General features: G+C 41.5%; 20 protein-coding genes. 12 read left to right on the top strand and 8 right to left on the bottom strand.

Annotated elements, in window-relative coordinates:
* The 7 genes from PY091_RS16935 to PY091_RS16905 form a co-directional block, all read left to right on the top strand.
* A partial coding sequence (locus PY091_RS16935; RefSeq protein WP_275650698.1) for a hypothetical protein occupies positions 1-1,334 on the top strand: 1,334 nt, incomplete at its 5' end.
* 23 nt (positions 1,335-1,357) lie between these two features.
* The gene (locus PY091_RS16930; RefSeq protein WP_275650697.1) at positions 1,358-3,385 is read left to right on the top strand and encodes a T9SS type B sorting domain-containing protein; all 2,028 of its coding nucleotides are present in this window, start codon (positions 1,358-1,360) and stop codon (positions 3,383-3,385) included.
* A 3-nt stretch (positions 3,386-3,388) separates the two neighbouring features.
* Complete coding sequence (locus tag PY091_RS16925) at positions 3,389-4,342, top strand: PorP/SprF family type IX secretion system membrane protein (RefSeq protein ID WP_275650696.1); 954 nt, start codon at positions 3,389-3,391, stop codon at positions 4,340-4,342.
* Between the two features lie 54 nt (positions 4,343-4,396).
* Entirely contained in the window at positions 4,397-4,930 is a 534-nt protein-coding gene (idi, locus tag PY091_RS16920) for an isopentenyl-diphosphate Delta-isomerase (RefSeq protein WP_275650695.1), read from the top strand.
* Entirely contained in the window at positions 4,927-5,334 is a 408-nt protein-coding gene (locus PY091_RS16915; RefSeq protein WP_275650694.1) for a 6-pyruvoyl trahydropterin synthase family protein, read from the top strand. The genes idi and PY091_RS16915 overlap by 4 nt, the downstream gene beginning before the upstream one ends.
* A gap of 1 nt (position 5,335) precedes the next feature.
* Positions 5,336-6,304 (top strand): type I phosphomannose isomerase catalytic subunit, encoded by a 969-nt coding sequence (locus PY091_RS16910; RefSeq protein WP_275650693.1) that lies wholly within the window; start codon positions 5,336-5,338, stop codon positions 6,302-6,304.
* Between the two features lie 28 nt (positions 6,305-6,332).
* Positions 6,333-6,605 (top strand): hypothetical protein, encoded by a 273-nt coding sequence (locus tag PY091_RS16905; protein ID WP_275650692.1) that lies wholly within the window; start codon positions 6,333-6,335, stop codon positions 6,603-6,605.
* Here PY091_RS16905 and PY091_RS16900 read toward each other — a convergent pair whose 3' ends face one another.
* Positions 6,606-7,304: a DUF4369 domain-containing protein gene (locus PY091_RS16900; RefSeq protein ID WP_275650691.1), complete on the bottom strand. Its 699-nt coding sequence runs from the start codon at positions 7,302-7,304 to the stop codon at positions 6,606-6,608.
* 42 nt (positions 7,305-7,346) lie between these two features.
* Positions 7,347-8,609, bottom strand: coding sequence for a DUF819 family protein (locus PY091_RS16895; RefSeq protein ID WP_275650690.1), 1,263 nt, complete (start codon positions 8,607-8,609; stop codon positions 7,347-7,349).
* 61 nt (positions 8,610-8,670) lie between these two features.
* On the opposite strand from PY091_RS16895, the gene PY091_RS16890 reads away from it, so the two are divergent.
* Entirely contained in the window at positions 8,671-8,799 is a 129-nt protein-coding gene (locus tag PY091_RS16890) for a hypothetical protein (RefSeq protein ID WP_275650689.1), read from the top strand.
* A gap of 82 nt (positions 8,800-8,881) precedes the next feature.
* Here PY091_RS16890 and PY091_RS16885 read toward each other — a convergent pair whose 3' ends face one another.
* Positions 8,882-11,080 carry a DUF5916 domain-containing protein gene (locus tag PY091_RS16885; RefSeq protein ID WP_275650688.1) on the bottom strand — a complete coding sequence of 733 codons (2,199 nt, stop codon included), beginning with the start codon at positions 11,078-11,080 and terminating at the stop codon, positions 8,882-8,884.
* A 137-nt stretch (positions 11,081-11,217) separates the two neighbouring features.
* Between PY091_RS16885 and PY091_RS16880 the strand changes: the two genes are divergently transcribed.
* A complete protein-coding gene (locus PY091_RS16880) occupies positions 11,218-11,988 on the top strand; it encodes a S1/P1 nuclease (RefSeq protein WP_275650687.1) in 771 nt (256 codons plus the stop codon).
* Positions 11,989-11,999: 11 nt separating this feature from the next.
* Here PY091_RS16880 and PY091_RS16875 read toward each other — a convergent pair whose 3' ends face one another.
* Complete coding sequence (locus PY091_RS16875; RefSeq protein WP_275650686.1) at positions 12,000-12,872, bottom strand: AraC family transcriptional regulator; 873 nt, start codon at positions 12,870-12,872, stop codon at positions 12,000-12,002.
* Positions 12,873-13,086: 214 nt separating this feature from the next.
* Here PY091_RS16875 and PY091_RS16870 point away from each other — a divergent pair, with 214 nt between their 5' ends.
* On the top strand, positions 13,087-13,464 hold the full coding sequence (locus tag PY091_RS16870) for a hypothetical protein (protein WP_275650685.1): 378 nt from the start codon (positions 13,087-13,089) through the stop codon (positions 13,462-13,464).
* Positions 13,465-13,514: 50 nt separating this feature from the next.
* Here PY091_RS16870 and PY091_RS16865 read toward each other — a convergent pair whose 3' ends face one another.
* Positions 13,515-14,147 carry an MOSC domain-containing protein gene (locus PY091_RS16865; protein ID WP_275650684.1) on the bottom strand — a complete coding sequence of 211 codons (633 nt, stop codon included), beginning with the start codon at positions 14,145-14,147 and terminating at the stop codon, positions 13,515-13,517.
* Positions 14,148-14,213: 66 nt separating this feature from the next.
* Positions 14,214-14,567 (bottom strand): DUF6249 domain-containing protein, encoded by a 354-nt coding sequence (locus PY091_RS16860; protein WP_275650683.1) that lies wholly within the window; start codon positions 14,565-14,567, stop codon positions 14,214-14,216.
* 134 nt (positions 14,568-14,701) lie between these two features.
* Here PY091_RS16860 and PY091_RS16855 point away from each other — a divergent pair, with 134 nt between their 5' ends.
* Complete coding sequence (locus PY091_RS16855; protein WP_275650682.1) at positions 14,702-15,280, top strand: RNA polymerase sigma factor; 579 nt, start codon at positions 14,702-14,704, stop codon at positions 15,278-15,280.
* Complete coding sequence (locus PY091_RS16850) at positions 15,273-15,683, top strand: hypothetical protein (protein ID WP_275650681.1); 411 nt, start codon at positions 15,273-15,275, stop codon at positions 15,681-15,683. The genes PY091_RS16855 and PY091_RS16850 overlap by 8 nt, the downstream gene beginning before the upstream one ends.
* Here PY091_RS16850 and PY091_RS16845 read toward each other — a convergent pair.
* Together PY091_RS16845 and PY091_RS16840 are read right to left on the bottom strand one after the other, a co-directional pair.
* Entirely contained in the window at positions 15,680-15,946 is a 267-nt protein-coding gene (locus tag PY091_RS16845) for a DoxX family protein (RefSeq protein ID WP_417957433.1), read from the bottom strand. The two genes, PY091_RS16850 and PY091_RS16845, sit on opposite strands and share 4 nt — an antisense overlap.
* Before the next feature lie 97 nt (positions 15,947-16,043).
* Complete coding sequence (locus tag PY091_RS16840; RefSeq protein WP_275650679.1) at positions 16,044-17,381, bottom strand: hypothetical protein; 1,338 nt, start codon at positions 17,379-17,381, stop codon at positions 16,044-16,046.
* Positions 17,382-17,430: the final 49 nt, after the last annotated feature.

The following is a 17,430-nucleotide window of genomic DNA, read 5'->3' as shown; positions in this document are numbered from 1 at the left end:
TGGCCGATGACGATATCACGGGAGCTTCCTTGGACGCTCCGAGCAACGTATTGACGATCAGCGAGGGCACGACCGATGTTACGGTGGACCTTAGCGACCTTGACGACAGTGCAGGAGTGGCGGCCAATGCCTCGGCCATCACAACGAACGCCACTAACATATCGGACAATGCATCCGATATAGCAACGAACACCGCTGCGATCACAACGAACGCCACGGCCATTTCAGCCAACGCGACCGACATTGCGGACCATATCGCCGCGGACGGTGACCTATCCTCGACCAACGAGATCCAGAATTTGGGAGAGGTGCTTGCCGATGGTAACGATGGTGGGGGAACTGCCATCACCAACATCGCAGATCCTACCAACGCTCAGGATGCCGCGACCAAAGCCTATGTCGACAGCATGGCCGATGACGATATCACGGGAGCTTCCTTGGACGCTCCGAGCAACGTATTGACGATCAGCGAGGGCACGACCGATGTTACGGTGGACCTTAGCGACCTTGACGACAGTGCAGGAGTGGCGGCCAACGCCTCGGCCATCACAACGAACGCCACTAACATATCTGACAATGCATCCGATATAGCAACAAATACCGCTGCGATTACAACGAACGCTTCGAATATTATATCGAACACGTCGAACATCACAGCCAACACGAACAATATTGCCACGAACACTTCCGATATCTCGGACAACGCAAGTGATATAGCCACGAACACCGCTGCGATCACAACAAATGCCACGGCCATTTCAGCCAACGCAACCGACATTGCGGACCATATCGCCGCGGATGGTGACCTATCCTCGACCAACGAGATAAACACTCGCTTTGAAGTGAATGGAACAAATTTGGAAATTGAGGATAGCAATGGGACTTTGCAGGTGCCATTGGCTAATATTAATACGGACGATCAGATAGCATCTGAAGTGAATTTGGACTCAGCTGTAGATGTGGATGGTGATGGTGTTTCTGAAACAACAGTGGAGGACGTTATGCAGGACATTGCACCGATAACAGCGAAAGCTGCAAGAATATTCTACCCTCCATCAATAGCAATCGACGCCTCGTCCAATGGCACGGGCAGAACAGTGGATTTGTACGCACAATACGTTTCCCAGTACGGAACACCAACTGTAGCAAGTGCAGGAGCACCTTTAGCAGTTCCAACTTATGGAGCAACAGAACTATATTACTATGTAACCTATGCAGACCCCACTGTATTTGCTAATATGAGTATTGATGCCAATGGTGTATTGACTTATGATATTGTGGGTCAACCAGCGGATTATAATGCATTGATCAATGTGGTATTTGTAGTAAAATAATAATGACTAAAGACAAATAGATTTTGAAATCCTACACCTCATATAAGTCTTTATTCATTGGACTGTTCATTTTCTTTTTGGGAATGAATTTGGCAAGTGCACAGTTCTTGTTACAAGCCCCGGATACAGGTGATGAAAATAATTATCAGTGGTACGAGGCATCCGACATGGGAACTGTTTTGGGAACTGATTCATTTTTTGAAGCAACCCAACCGGGTGTTTACTTTGCTACTTATGACGGTACCTTGTGTGGTTCCAATGCAACCGGATACTTTATTTTAACAGATTGCGAGGCGCCTAACAATGAAGTGGTATTGGATATTTCTGCAAGTGTTCCTTCTGGCGCTACGGTGAGTTGGAGTCCGGCATTAAGTGGAGACCAAACACGACCTACTGTAACGAGTACCCAAACAGTAATGCGATATGTGGCTACTATTACCAAAGTAGGGAATAGTACTGAATTGCCACGTTTCACTGTAGTTTGTATGAGTCAAGCTGCGAATTTGACAGATGATTTAATTGTGGTCAATGAAGACGAATTTATTGCCGTTCCCATTTTTGACAATGACACTGACTTACCAACAACGGGTGTGTTAACGACTACCGATCCCCTGAACGGATCTGTTACCATAGATGATAATGGAACAGCGAACGATCCTATCGATGATATTGTAACTTACACCCCGAACCCCGATTATAATGGACCGGATAGTTTTGATTACACTATTTGTAATGCCTTTGGAGATTGTAGCACTGCCACGGTAACCGTAGATGTGCTTCCAATTGTTGATGCAAACGACGATTCAGTGTCAACGGACCTTGGTGTAGAGGCTCTAATTTCTTGGAGAGCGAACGATAACGATATTCCAACTTCCGGAACAATTACGGCTACAGATCCATCTAACGGCACCATTGTATTGAATGAAAACGGAACCTCCAACAATCCTTCGGACGACAATATAACTTATATCCCCAATCCAGGATTTACAGGTACCGATACTTTCGATTATACGGTATGTGATTCAAATGGTAATTGTAGTACTGCAACGATTACGGTTATCGTTACTCCTTCAGGAATTGATTTGGATAGTGATAACGATGGAATTGTTGATAGTTTTGAAGATTTGAATGCTGATAATGATGATGACCCTTCGACCAATCCGACAGATACCGATGGAGATGGCATTCCTGACTACCTCGATATCGATAGCGATAATGATGGCATACCTGACAATGTCGAGGCACAAGAGGCATTGGGCTATATTCCACCAAGTGGTGTAGATGCCAACAACAATGGATTGGACGATGCCTACGAAATGGATGGAAATATTGGATTGATTCCTCTAGATTCAGATAATGACGGTATTCCTGATTATGTGGATGAAGACAGTGATAATGACAATGTACCCGACTCTATTGAAGGTCACGATCATGATCATGATGGTGTGCCAGAGGTTTCTTTGATCGGATCGGACAAGGACAATGATGGATTAGATGACGGTTTTGAAGGTGAAACTGTGATAGATATCGATGTCAATGATGAAATAGATGATCCTAGTACAGCATTGCCAGACAATGATGGGGATGGTATACCTGATTTTAGGGATTCCGATGATGATGATGATGGTATTGAGACTATAGATGAGGATATTAACGGCGATGGAAACTATGCCAATGATGATTCCAATGAAAATGGTATACCTAATTATTTGGACCCAGACCTAGGTGAGTTTACAACAGATGAAGAAGAGGTCGATGTAATCAATGTTATTACTCCAAACGGGGATGGAGTCCACGATACCTTGGAGATTAGAGGACTGGAGAACTTCCCTAATAATACCGTAAGGATTTATAATAGATGGGGAGTTATGGTATACCAAACAAGAGCTTATAATTCAAGTGGGAATGTATTCGACGGTACTTCCCAAGGAAGGGTGACCGTAGATCAAGATAATAAATTGCCCGTTGGTACTTATTTCTATGTTATTGATTATCAGGGTCAAGGTGGTGATATGAAACAACTTACAGGCTACATATACATTAACAGATAAACAATGGTTACTGTGGTGAACAAACTTTTTAACGGAAAAACGAAATGGTTGCTAGTGTTCTTACTATTGGTGATTGGAAATATCCATGCACAGCAAGATGCACAGTATACCCAGTACATGTACAATACAGTAAGTGTTAACCCAGCTTATGCAGGATCACGGGGCCATTTGAGTATCGCAGCCCTTTATCGCAACCAATGGCTGGGACTGGATGGTGCTCCTGAAACCCAAACATTGAATGTGCATACGCCTGTTGGTTATCGTGGGGTTGGTTTGGGACTATCCATCGTAAATGATAAAATTGGCCCTACATCAGAAACCTATTTTGATGTGGATTTCTCCTATACCATTCAAACAGGTTGGGAGGGAAGATTGAGTTTTGGATTAAAGGCAAGCGCCCATATGTTGGATATTCGATACTCCGAACTTGATGAGTTCGAAATAGATCCACAATTGCAATCACAGCAAGATATTCAGAATAAATTTTCTCCGAACATTGGGGCCGGGGTATATTATCATACCGATAAATTCTATGCGGGAATCTCCGCGCCACGGATTCTGGAGACCACACATTTTGATTCGTCTTCCGTATCCACTGCAAAGGAACAGATGAATTTTTATCTGATCACGGGCTACGTTTGGGACCTTAATCCCGTTTTAAAATTTAAACCTACTTTATTGACCAAAGCAGTACAGGGAGCGCCCTTGCAAGTGGACCTTTCTGCCAACTTTATGTTCAATGAAAAATTTATCGCCGGTGTAGCCTATCGGTGGGATGCCGCCTTTAGTGGTTTAGTAGGCTTTATGCTTTCTGATCAGATCATGGTTGGTATGGCCTACGATAGGGAAATTACCGAACTGGGTGCTGCCACCTTTAATGATGGGTCATTCGAGATTATTTTTAGATACGACTTCATTAGAAATATTGGGAATATGAAATCCCCTCGTTTCTTTTAGGAAGAAATTTTGATCCTTACCGGTTATTTGTCTTAAAGGTCATATTTTTACCTCATGAGAGAGGAAAAAGTGATACTTGTAAATGAAAAGGATGAGCCCATTGGCCTAATGCCCAAAATGGAAGCACATGAAAAAGCCTTGCTCCATAGGGCATTTTCGGTTTTTGTGATGAACTCCAAAGGGGAGACCATGCTACAGCAAAGGGCAAGGGACAAATACCATTCCCCATTATTATGGACCAATACCTGCTGTAGCCATCAGCGGGAAGGTGAAAGCAACATAGATGCGGGCAAGCGAAGGCTCATGGAGGAAATGGGGTTTGCGACCGAACTCAAGGAACTCTTCAATTTTATCTATAAAGCCCCATTTGATAATGGACTTACGGAGCATGAGTTCGATCATGTCATGGTCGGTTATTATGAAGGAGAACCGAATGTTAATCCCGAAGAGGTAGCGGATTGGAAATGGATGTTGCCTGAAGATATTAAGAACGATATCCAAGAAAATCCTGAGGAGTACACAGCTTGGTTCAAAATAATTTTTGAACGATTCTACGATCATCTTATGGAAAATACACCGGCACAATGAAAGTAAAAGCAAGCAGAAAGGCCAGTTTCAATGCCGCACATCGATTGCATAGGCCGGATTGGGACGAGGAGAAGAACAAAGCCGTTTTTGGGAAATGCAATAACCCAAAGTACCATGGGCACAACTATGACCTTATTGTAAGCGTTACCGGCGAGATAGATCCGGAAACCGGTTTTGTAATGGATCTAAAGGTTCTCAAAGAATTGATAAAGGAACATGTTGAGGAAGCTTTGGACCATAAAAATCTGAACCTTGATGTACCTGAATTCAACAATTTGAACCCTACCGCAGAAAATATTGCAGTGGTCATATGGAACAAGTTGCGACCCCATATACATCAAGAAAAAGAGTTGGAAGTGGTACTCTACGAAACACCGCGAAATTTTGTGACATATACTGGTTAGAATGAACTTATATCCATTAAAATTTAAGCCCATACTAAAGGAAAGACTTTGGGGAGGCACCAAGCTAAAGGAAGTTTTGAACAAACCCATTGATAGTGATATTACCGGTGAGAGTTGGGAGCTCTCGGGAGTCGAAGGTGATATTTCGGAAGTATCCAATGGCCATTTGGCGGGTACTTCGCTACAATATTTAATGGAAGATCAAGGCGAAGCGCTTTTGGGTAAAAGTGTAGTCGATAGATTTGGCAAAGAGTTTCCCATATTGATCAAGTTCATAGATGCCAAACAAGACCTTTCCATTCAATTGCACCCCAACGATGAGTTGGCCCAAGAAAGACATAATTCCTTTGGGAAAACAGAGATGTGGTACATTATGGATGCTGACCCGGGTGCAAAGTTGATCGTTGGGTTCAATAGGGACGTTGAAAAAGAAGAGTATATAAAGAGCATCGAGGAAGGTAACCTGACCGATTTAATGAACTATGAGGAAATCGTGGAGGGAGATACCTTTTTTATAAAAACAGGTAAGATCCATGCCATAGGAGCCGGAGTTCTTTTGGCAGAGATCCAGCAAACCTCGGATATAACCTATCGGGTGTTCGATTTTAATCGAAGGGATAAGGATGGAAACCTTAGGGAGCTACATACCAGTTTGGCAGTAGATGCCATTGATTATAAGAAAAGGGACGATTTTAAAGTATCCTATCCCAAAAAAATCGATGCCACAAACTCCATGGTGGATTGCCCATACTTTAAGACCAATTTTTTGGAACTTTCAAAACCTATGGATCAAGACCTTAGGGAAAGGGATTCCTTTACCATTTATATGTGCGTGGGAGGTGATGCCGTCATCAAAAATGATTGGGGCAGTGCTGAAATTAAAAAGGGTGAAACCGTTTTGGTTTCTGCTTCCAGTACTTATGTTGAAATTGATGCCGCCCAAGCAAAACTTTTAGAAGTGACCATTTAATGGTATCTTTAATAAAAACCAATGCGTTATGCCTAGTATTCGTGATTTAAAAAAGGACGTCAATTTTGTTTTGGGAGACATCATTGAGGCCGTATACATTTGGGAAGCCGGTTCCGGAAACAAAGAGTCGGAAGAAGGGACTGTCATAATAGACGAGGCCATAGAGGTTTACGACAACCTAATGGATAAAATCAACCAGAAAAAAGTTGAGAACAGTAAAGCTCACTTTAAGTCCATACGTACCGAGCTGGAAGACAAGGCCACAAAACTAGTGGAACAGCTCAATAGTCTTGAGGCTTAACTAGTTTTTATCAAGAAATTCCTTGAATTCCTTTCCATATCTAGAAGCTGCAACTTCTGGGGTTAGTCCCTTGTAAATGGAATCCAAGTATTTGGGGTTGGCCTCACTTGCTTCGGTCATCATAATATATGGTGTGGCGTATGAATTTCCATTGTTCAGCCCAAAATTGAGCGCATAACGATATCTGTTAATGGTATTTTGATTGATCAATCGCTGGATGGAATCCAATGCTGTCGAATCATCTTGAAATTCGGGTGATGAAGCTTGTTGCACCAAAGTAAGTTCCTTTATATTGAACTTGGATGCCATTTCATAGAATTCCAATAGTTTTTCATGAGACTTTGATCCGGAAATTTCCACATTGGTGTCAAATGTGTTCCAAGCCGTGTTGATGGTTATATTTCCCGGTTCCCCAAAAAAAGTAATCCTATCATTGATTTCATTATTGTCTTCTTTGCTCAGGTACAGATAAAACACCTCTGGTTCACCGACCTCAGTGGAAAAACTGAAGTTTCCATCACCTTTTATCTCCAGAGAATCCAACACGGCAAGTGTGGAGTCCTTGAACTGTTGTAAATACAAGGTGCCTTTCTTCAGCCCCTTGATGTTCCCACTCACGTTCATGGTGTTTTCGGTACTCTTTTCACAGGAAATCACGGTGATTCCAACTAGCAATACAAACAATATCCGCTTCATCATTAAATTTTAGCAGGGCAAATATGCATAATCTTCTGAAATTATTTAAACATTCGAGGCGACTTCCATCAACAAAGCGCATAAATATGCACCGGCGGTACCCACGACATAACCAAAAACGGCCAAAAGTATCCCCACAGAGGTCAAGGAAGGATGAAATTCCGCTGCCACTACGGGTGCAGATGCTGCGCCTCCCACATTAGCTTGGCTACCCACGGCCAGGAAGAAAAATGGTGCCTTTATCAATTTGGCCATTAATATTAACAATCCCGCATGAATGGTAATCCAAACCAACCCTATGGCAATGAGCCCCGGATTGTCCATTACTTTTCCCAGATCCATTTTCATACCTATGGTGGCCACTAAAATATAAATGAACATGCCACCAATTTTGCTGGCTCCAGCACCTTCATAATTCTTTGCTTTTGTAAAGGAAAGACCAATTCCGATCGCCGTGGCAAAAACAACCATCCAAAGGAACTCGGAACCAAGGGAGGACAATATTTTTTGGGGATTTCGAATTACTTCAAAATTATCCTGTAAAAAAACCGCGAAATGATGACCAGCCAAGTGTGATATGCCAACTCCGACGAAGGCAAAGAACAAAATCATGATAAAATCATTGAGGGTGGTCACCCTGGCTATTTTTTCAGTGTAGGTAGAAACCTTTACCTTAAGGTCTTCAATAGATGAGGTATCGGCCTTTAACCAACGATCTATCTTCTCTGTTCTGCCCACGCCCAACAAAATTATGGCCAACCAAAGGTTGGCAACAACAATATCGATAAGGACCATGCCCCCATAGCTTTCCTGGTTGTATTTGAACACTTCCAGCATGGCCGCTTGGTTGGCACCACCACCGATCCAACTTCCTGCAATGGTGGCCAGTCCTCTCCAAACGGCATCCGGACCTACGCCACCTACGGTTTCAGGTGAAAATATGGATACAATTAATATGGCGATCGGCCCTCCGATTACAATTCCAACGGTACCTGTCAAAAACATGACCAATGCCTTGGAACCTAAATTCACGATGGCCTTGAGGTCTATGCTCAAGGTCATCAATATCAGTGCGGCTGGCAATAAATACCTGCTGGCCACATAATAAGTGTTGGATGAAGATTCGTCGATTACGCCCACACTTGCTAAAATGGCCGGCAGTAAGTAGCACATCAGCACAGTGGGGACGACGCTGTAAAATTTTCCCCAAAAACCCTTTTTGATCGAAGAGGTATAAAAAACAAAACCTAAACAGAGACAAAGAAGCCCAAAGATGACGGTATCTTGGGTAAATGGTAGTTGGTCCATATATTTTTTTAAGCTAGAAGCCCAAATATAGGAAAATCGATGGGGTATCTAAGCTATTATCATGGGACTATTTTGGGTAAATGCACTGGAGTCAACCACAAGGGCACTCAATGTTTCCATCTTTGTCCACTTCACAATCACACTCGTAGTAGGTGCAGGATTGAAGCAGCACAGCTACACTGAAAATTAGGGGTATCCAAGTCCTCTTCATATAGATGAAAATTTGATGATTATTCCTTTTGACCCTAATATACGTCTTAATTATCAGTTGGTTATATATTCAACCAATAGGTCAATTTTAAGTTGATCGAACGGTTGCGCGGCATAAAGGAATTCACAAAATAATTGTCGTTGTACACCAAAAACAAGTCCGATAATGGTGCAAAACGCCATTGTAAACGAGAATTGAACCCTAAATTATCCAATTGGTTGCTGTACTGTATCAAAGTGGACCAGAATACGGATTTTGTAAAGGTGAGGTCGATTTTAGGACTTATCAACCAAATATCGCCGCTCTCATATGGCTCAGGTAGTTTTATATTGTTGTAATTAAATGCTAGCGAAAAATTCATTTTGGGTTGAATCCTCAGGTTCAACTGTCCTTCAAGGACCAATCGCTTTCCATTGAAGAAGTTCCCATATCCCGGTTCCAAAGAATAATAGAACACTTTTCTTCTGTCAGAGGTGAACTCCACTTCGCCACTGGTATAATAATATCCCATATCTCCGGGCAGAGGTGTGCCCCCTTCCGTACGGGTGGGGTCGAATGGGTTGGTCAAATAAGTGTATCGGTTGAACAAACGAACCGATATTTCTTCCTGACTCTTAAACTGAGCCTGCCAGCCGGTAAATATAAAATAGTCGGTGTTTTTATAATCCAATGTGGGTCTCCATATAAATTCGGGCCTGGCAATAAATCCATGGGAATTTAATTTTCCCTTTCTTGGATAAAAAATAAGTTCGGCAGTGGGGTTTACATATAGGATATCGGTTCTGGGAACAAAACCGAGATCGGACCTAAAGTTATTTCCGATAAAATTTCCATTGATCCCAAGATTTAAAAATCTTGAGTTGTATTTAAGGCTGATGCCACCGGCATCGTCACGGTCCTCTACACCATGTGAAAACGATTTGTGGTAAAAGAACTTTCCTGTCCATGTATTATCGGCACTTGCCAAATTGTAGTCCAATCCCACTACACGATTATATCGGTTCTCTTCTAGCAGAAAGTCATAATCTTGAAAGGTCTCCCGGTTCACGAATATGAAGCTAAGGTTGGAACGGGAGAACATTTTCTTCTGAAGTGCAAACACGGTGTTGTTGTTGCTCGCGATTTCGTTGGCCTCATCTTTATCTGTTTGGAGATTTAAAAGACCCAATCTCCAATTTTCGTTCAGTTTACCACTAAGGCGAACTCCCCCGATAATCCCATTTTCTATGGTTTGTCCATCGGCGTTTTGTGCCAATCCTATTCTTCTGGAGAAAAAGGGGTTATAGTCACTTTCTGTTCCAAAGGAACCGAAAAGGTCACTGTTATCGATAAAAAATTGTCGCTTTTCAGGGAGTGAAACTTCAAATCGGGTTACGTTCGTGATCACATTGTCCACCTCCACATTGGAAAAATCCGGATTCACCGTTATGTCCAAGTTCATCCCGTTTCCAATAGAAACTTTGGCGTCACCACCTACGTTGAAGGTTTCAAAGCTATCATTATATTCATTGTCCTTGGCGACCAATCCATTTACATAAGGAATCAGGGCCAGTGGCGTTCTGGACTTTCCCAATGGTTTCTCAAAAATCATATCGCCCATAAAGGCCAGGTTGTAAATTCTTTGGTTCTGCGGTATCTGGACCCAAGTACTTTGTTCGTTGGTCTGCATGTCGAACCTGTAGGCATTGAAACGCCATTTGGTCTCTCCTTGCCTAAATTTGAAGGAGGTAAGGGGAATGGCGATCTCGGAGGTGTAGTACCCATCAAAAATTTTTGTCTCCCCCTTCCACTTTACATCCCAGGACATGGTAAATCCACTAGATCCCTGGCCACCGCCCGATATTAAGGCCTCCCTTCTAACTCCATAGGGGTTGATACCGAACAAAAATGCATTGGTCCCATCGTTAAACGTATCGAAAACAATACTAATGTTGTCGTTTCCACCGGCACCATAATCCCTTTTTAAGGATGGAATCACATAATCTTCACCATCTGAGTACATTTTAATTCCCACATACAAGGTGGTGTTACTGTAAAGGAGGCGGACCTCGGTCTGCTTAACGGCCTGAATGGTGTCAGCTGGGAAAAATTGATAAAAACTATCCGTTGGTTCGGCAGTTTCCCATACTGGTTCGTCCAGTACACCATCAATGGTAAATTCGGATTCCGTAAACTTTACGTTGATTTCTTTGGAACTGGTTTGCGAGTAAAAGGTAAACGGTAAAAGCAATGCAACGAGTGCAAAGTAACGTTTGGTCATTTTTTTGAGTTTAGTTGGTACGTCAAATGTAAGCTTATAGTTAAAAAAATCCCAAAATTCTAAAATTGATTGTTCTTTGCTAAAACATTGTGAAATTTAGCTGTGTGAATTTTTTTACATATAAGTGACGTCAAAAAATGAAAAAAACCTTATTCCTTTTGCTTTTATTTCCTGTTGTTGTTTTTGGTAATGCCTTTTGGGGCAAAACAGGACATCGTGTTACGGGTGAAATTGCCCAGGAACATTTGACCGGTAAGGCAAAAAGAGCATTGGAAGATCTTTTGGATGGCCATAGCCTTGCTTTTGTGTCCACATTTGCCGATGATATCAAAGCGGACAGGTCATTTTCAAAATATTCGGCTTGGCACTATGTCAACTATCCACTCGGTGTAGGCTATAAGGATTCTGAGAAAAGTGAATATGGCGATATTGTTACGGCCATTGAGGACTGTATCAAAAAGGTGAAGGACAAGAACAATAGTCGGGAAGACCGTGTTTTTCACTTAAAACTGCTGATCCATTTTATAGGGGACCTGCATCAGCCCATGCATGCCAGTCGTGAAGAGGATAAGGGAGGTAATGATATTCAAGTACAATGGTTTGGGCAGGGGAGTAACCTGCACCGGGTTTGGGACAAAAATTTGATCGAATCCTATGGTATGACCTACACTGAACTTGCCCATGAACTTACCGATGTAGACCGTAAACAACGAAAAACCATTCAAGAAGGCTCAATTTATGATTGGGTGGACGAATCCCATGAAATATGTGCGGAACTTTACGACTCCGTGGAAATTGGTCAAAAATTAGGGTACCGTTATTCGTACGATTACAACGACCTATTGTTCCAACAACTACAAAAAGGGGGATTGCGCCTTGCCAAGGTGCTCAACGACATTTTCGCTTAAACGGAAATGTCTTAAGACTGTAGGACCGTCTTAAGTTGGTTTCTATATTCCGACGGGTTTTGTCCCGTAAATGCCTTGAACGACTTGTTGAAGTGCGAAAAATTGTTGAAACCACTATCATAACAGACCTGGGTGATGCTCATTGGCTGCTCTGCCAATAATTTGGATGCATGCACCAACCTATACTCATTGACGAACTGGGTAAAGGTCTTGTTGGTTATTTTTTTGAAGTACCTACAAAATGATGGTACTGTCATACTTACCATATCTGCAATCTGCTCCAAACTGATGTCTTCCTTAAAATTGGTTTTGACATGGTTGAACACAATATTGATGCGGTCGTTGTCCTTTACTTCAGTTTCAATGGAGAAGCCTTCGGCATTCAATACGTTCATTTCTGTGGAGGTGGCAAGTATGTTCAATATATTAAGGATGGAGAGCAGCCGTTGAAAATCCGTTTGGTACTCCAAGATTTCCATTTTCTCTCCTACCTTTATTTTGGTCTTGCCCGAAAATGCAATTCCTCCCTTGGCCACTTCAAATAGTTTTTGGATGTTCTTCATTTCCGGAATATTGAAAAAATCACTCCCCAAAAAATCCGCTTTCATCTGCACCAAGGTCTCACTTTTGTTTCCAGTGAGTTTATCCGTAAAGCCACAGTGCGGTAAATTGGAACCTATAAGTATAAGGTCTCCGTTCCTATAATAGGATACATGGCTTCCTATCTGTCTTTTCCCTGACCCCCCGTTAACGTATACCAACTCCAATTCGGGGTGGTAGTGCCAGCCATTGTTCTTGTTCTCATTGTTCTCATTGAACTTCTGAAAGGTGAAAGAATGACCAAAACTTGGGGCTATTGCTTCAAATGCTGGTTTTTGAATCATTTACTGCAATTTTTTCTACTTATATGATAAAGGTAAAAAACTAAATATCATGCAAATATCTACAATGTTACCATAAAGTTATGCTATTTTATCATTAATACTATGTTAAAACACCTACCATGTTAATATACCATATAAAGTGGAAAAGATGGTGGTATTCCTGTAGCCTATTGCGCCATACATTTGTACTGTAATCTTAAAAAAACGAAATGTTATGAAAGTAGTAAAGAACCTAACAGTAGCAGCAGTCCTTTTGATATCTTCTTTGGGAATGGCAAACGGAACGGCAACCGATTTTGGTAAAAAAGTAGTAGCCAAATACGAGGTTGAAAAGAACTTGGTAAAGGTTAACCTTGATCCAGTATTTGTAAAGAAGGGTCAAAAGGTAATGATGAACCTTTTGAACATCTCTCAAGGAAAAGTGCTCCTTAAAGTTTATGATAGCAAGAACAGATTGGTTTTTGACGAGGCTATCGATGGAGACGTAGTAGTAGAAAAATCATTCAATTTCGAAAAGGCTTTCGAAGATGAATATACCATAGTTGTAGTGGACAAATTCGGTACCTACAAAGAAACTATGGAAGTAAGATAGTTTGTTTAGTTAATTTTTATGTGCATTGGGGGCCGGGAGGCCCCCTTTTTTTATGCCCATTTTTTAAGTTTCTCCCTTTTGGCCAGAGGGAGTGCATTGTTGTCTATGGCCCTTTGTAATACATCTTGATCTTTGGTGGTGGAGAATAGTAACCTATAGTATTGTTGAATGGTCAAAGGTATCGTTGATTCTTCCACGAGTTCCATAACATCACCGTTCTTTACGTTGCCTTGCTCCAATACACGGATATAGGTACCAGGATGGCCGTGGTCTATAAATTCTTTTAATATGCGCTGATCTCCAAACCTAACGCCCAGTTTGTAACAAGGTTCCCTAGGTTGGGATATCTGGACCAGGGCTGAGCCTAGTTTGTAAATGCTCCCTATCCTGATCTTTGATTCATTAAGGCCTTCAATGGTAAGATTTTCACCGAACATGCCCCAATTCCAATCCAAAAGTGGATATTTCTCTTTCCAATAGGGATAGTTGTCAGCTGAAAATAAATAACAGGCCTTGTATGTGCCACCGTGGTATTTTCTATCTACAACAGTATCGCCCTGTACATCTTCCGTATCCAGGTAAAGTGACTCATCAACAGGATATTTGTAGATGCCCGTCATGATTTCTTTATCGTTCCAAATGATCTTGGTATGCTTGCCGAGGTTTGTTGAGATTACTTTCATAATGGCAAGGTATAAAAAAACCACCGCTGATGACGGTGGCCTTATATTTTTAATTCAAGTAGAGAATCAATCCTCCTGATCTAATTTTTTGGTCATTGTAAAGCCAACAAAAAGTCCTATGCCCGCCATTAAGAAGATACTTCCTGGATAGGCAACTTCCTCATCCACACCTAAAGTGGAGTGCAAAATGGAAGCTACAAAAATGGCTGCCCCAATGCCCATGAGCAACAAGGCCAGATTTAGAATGATGATTTTCCAGACCGGAGCGGCCTTCTCTCTCTTGCCGCGGACAAAAATACTGGCATCGGCGCCTTTTTCAATCAATGCCAGGCGTTCCTTGTTCCTTGTTGAAAAATAAAGGTAGGCGATGGCAAAAATGACCCCCATTATAATAGGCATGATAATTACTTCTGATCCCATAACTGTTCGTTTTAATGATTATTCGTAATTTATTTGTTCATAAGCTATGACGACGGTTTTTTAGATAAGGTTACATTTTTTATAAAAATTATTTTTTGTGTAACCTAAATCCAACTTTTGGCGTCCAATGAACAATGCTGACCAACAAGGAAAAACAACTCATTTCGGAAATACGCAGGGGCAATACCCGCGCGTTCTCCGATTTGGTGGATGACTATAAGGATTTGGTTTTTACCTTATCCGTTAGAATGTTGGGCAATAGGCAAGAGGCCGAAGAGGTTTCGCAGGATGTATTTATCAAGGTATTTAAGTCCTTGCAGAATTTTAAAGGCGATTCCAAGATGTCCACATGGGTGTATAGAATTGCCTATAACACTTGCTTGGACAGAATAAGAAAAATAAAAAAGAAAAGAATCCATACCGATTTGGAACATATCGATCAAGTCGCCTATGCGGATTTGGACACGGCCTTTCAGCAAATGGTGGAGACCGAACGGAGTGAGTTGATCAAACAATGTCTGTCTAAATTATCGGCAGAAGATGCAGGTGTCCTTACTTTGTTTTATCTTGAGGAAAAGAACCTGCAAGAAATGGAAAAAGCGACCAGTCTTCCAGTAAATACACTGAAGGTAAGGTTGTTCAGGGCCAGAAAACGATTGGCCAGTGTTATGGAAAAGAGCGTGAACAAAGAAATATTGCAAAGCAATGGATGATTTAGAGGATAAAAAACTGGAAGCTTTTGTGGATAAACTAATGGAAGAAGCTCCGTTGGAGTCACCTTCGGTTGATTTTACCCAAAATGTGATGTGCAAATTGGAAACTGAGACTCCGAAGGAGGTGTTTCAATACCAACCCATAGTATCCGGGAGAGTATTGTCGGCTGTATTTATTGCTTTTGTTGCTCTACTTATTTTAATAGGTTCCCAACTGGGAGTGGATAATAGTCAAGGATGGTTTAAAAACGTGAATATGGAAAAGTGGTTCCATTCAGATTGGGGTTGGGTAAAAGGTTTTACTTTTTCCAAAGTAACCGTATATGCTTTCCTATCCTTTGGATTACTGTTTTTTGCACAGGTCCCTTGGTTGAAAAAGCAAATGGAGAAGACTATATTTTAGATATACGCATAGCAATACGCCCAATACATCAAAAGGAATTGTAGGGGAATCCGAAGAAGCAATATCCATCTGGGGATACCTGCAGATGCCTTCTCGCCCGAAAGCATGTAAAAATGTACCGAAAGAAAGACCCCCAACATTAAAATAATACCAAAGGTGCTCAGTTTTCGGGTGGCATCGAAACATACACCTATACCGAGCAAAATTTCTACAATACCGCTCAAATGGACCAAAAGTCTATGCTTTGGTATGTACAAGGGCATTATTCGCATATACATTTTGGGCTTGATAAAATGCATTGAACCTGCAAAAATGTACATTCCTGCCATTACGTAAAGGTGCCATGGAGCCATAAGTGCCTTATTCTTTAAAAGACCAAAACGGCAAGATAACATCTGTAAGGGTAACAATGGTATCTTTTCTCTTAAGTTTTCGTCTTAGTCTCAACAGATGTTTTCCCTCGTTCAATTCAGAAATCTTTAGATAGGTTTCAAATCCGAGGATATTGTTCATTCCAGTGGTCACCACGAAATCTTCGTCCATCTCCAAACTATCTATTTTAAAGGAATACATTTTGTTGAAAGTCTTCAAATACACTTTCCTTATACTGTCCTTTTGGCGCGCACTTGTAATCTCTTCGCTCCAATTGGTATTTATCTTCATGCTGGTGGATAGCCCCCTTCTGTCATTTTTCGGTCTTAGGGAATCATTGAAATTAAAGATACGTTCCTCAATGTTTTCAGTATATGGAACAAATATGGTCAAGTAGGAACCTGTAATGACTTTGGAAGGTATCACCATTCGTCCTGGAAAATCACCATCCTCCGTCAGCATATCCAAGTAATTTTCTTTTTTGGCAAAAATGCTGGACGATTGCTGTTCCTTGTCAAGATAATTGGACTGCCTATACTCCAAAGTAGTGATCATTAAAATGACGATGTAAATCGGGGCCAAGAGTAGTATCAGCCTTTTTCCAAATCGATTGTCCAAAAAATTGTAGACCAAGGGTCGATACAGAAAGGAAAGGGTGATAAAACTGAATACCCAATAAATTGGAAAATACAAACGTGAGATCCATTTTTTCTTTTTGAGCCAACCCTGTGTGATAAAATCTATGAAGGTAAGGCACATTCCACAGATAATGAACACGATAAGAATGGCACCCACCACACCGCCGACTCCTTGGGGCAAAATATCACCTTCGATTATAAAGTTCGCCACAAACACGATCGATAGAATGATCATGGTCATGGCCAGCACGTAAAAAATCAATAAAAAAGATATGGCAAACAGTACGCTACAATAGTTTTCCAGATTGGCAATGTACCTGTCAAAGGAGATGATGCGCTTTTGTAGATATTTGGTGAACTTTTCGGAGTAGCGAAGTTTTTCGAACTCGATATCCCCGGAAACGTACCTCAGGCCAAGGGCACCAATCCAAAGCCCCCTTAAGACCACGTGGAGCAATAGATTGAACAAGAGGATGGAACAAGCAATGTTGAGGATGAAATATACTACGAAGCGATAGATCTGATCTTCGTTTTCCGCATTCAACATTTCCACACGTAGTGGCTCGTATGCGGTAAAAAGTCCAAAAATGGCGAAACCAGAAATAATGAGTTCCAGTTCCCAACTTTGCTGTTGAAGGGAGTCCAAGAGCTTTTTAAAGGTTGGACTATTGTAATCGTTATTGGCCACGTTTTGATTGATTGGTTGTTCCAATATAGTCATAAAATGCAAAAACCGC

This window comes from Flagellimonas okinawensis (assembly GCF_029194005.1).
In the GTDB taxonomy this organism is placed as follows: Bacteria; Bacteroidota; Bacteroidia; order Flavobacteriales; family Flavobacteriaceae; genus Flagellimonas; species Flagellimonas okinawensis.
Note: the sequence above shows the minus strand (reverse complement) of the source record. Positions and strands in the feature narration are given on the sequence as shown.

Bases quoted from the DNA above. Each gene is read 5' to 3' on its own strand.
- PY091_RS16925 (WP_275650696.1), top strand. From the start codon at position 3,389: ATGGTTACTGTGGTGAACAAACTTTTTAACGGAAAAACGAAATGGTTG.
- idi (WP_275650695.1), top strand. From the start codon at position 4,397: ATGAGAGAGGAAAAAGTGATACTTGTAAATGAAAAGGATGAGCCCATT.
- PY091_RS16915 (WP_275650694.1), top strand. From the start codon at position 4,927: ATGAAAGTAAAAGCAAGCAGAAAGGCCAGTTTCAATGCCGCACATCGA.
- PY091_RS16910 (WP_275650693.1), top strand. From the start codon at position 5,336: ATGAACTTATATCCATTAAAATTTAAGCCCATACTAAAGGAAAGACTT.
- PY091_RS16905 (WP_275650692.1), top strand. From the start codon at position 6,333: ATGCCTAGTATTCGTGATTTAAAAAAGGACGTCAATTTTGTTTTGGGA.
- PY091_RS16900 (WP_275650691.1), bottom strand. From the start codon at position 7,304: ATGATGAAGCGGATATTGTTTGTATTGCTAGTTGGAATCACCGTGATT.
- PY091_RS16895 (WP_275650690.1), bottom strand. From the start codon at position 8,609: ATGGACCAACTACCATTTACCCAAGATACCGTCATCTTTGGGCTTCTT.
- PY091_RS16890 (WP_275650689.1), top strand. From the start codon at position 8,671: ATGGGACTATTTTGGGTAAATGCACTGGAGTCAACCACAAGGGCACTC.
- PY091_RS16885 (WP_275650688.1), bottom strand. From the start codon at position 11,080: ATGACCAAACGTTACTTTGCACTCGTTGCATTGCTTTTACCGTTTACC.
- PY091_RS16880 (WP_275650687.1), top strand. From the start codon at position 11,218: ATGAAAAAAACCTTATTCCTTTTGCTTTTATTTCCTGTTGTTGTTTTT.
- PY091_RS16875 (WP_275650686.1), bottom strand. From the start codon at position 12,872: ATGATTCAAAAACCAGCATTTGAAGCAATAGCCCCAAGTTTTGGTCAT.
- PY091_RS16870 (WP_275650685.1), top strand. From the start codon at position 13,087: ATGAAAGTAGTAAAGAACCTAACAGTAGCAGCAGTCCTTTTGATATCT.
- PY091_RS16865 (WP_275650684.1), bottom strand. From the start codon at position 14,147: ATGAAAGTAATCTCAACAAACCTCGGCAAGCATACCAAGATCATTTGG.
- PY091_RS16860 (WP_275650683.1), bottom strand. From the start codon at position 14,567: ATGGGATCAGAAGTAATTATCATGCCTATTATAATGGGGGTCATTTTT.
- PY091_RS16855 (WP_275650682.1), top strand. From the start codon at position 14,702: ATGCTGACCAACAAGGAAAAACAACTCATTTCGGAAATACGCAGGGGC.
- PY091_RS16850 (WP_275650681.1), top strand. From the start codon at position 15,273: ATGGATGATTTAGAGGATAAAAAACTGGAAGCTTTTGTGGATAAACTA.
- PY091_RS16845 (WP_417957433.1), bottom strand. From the start codon at position 15,946: ATGCCCTTGTACATACCAAAGCATAGACTTTTGGTCCATTTGAGCGGT.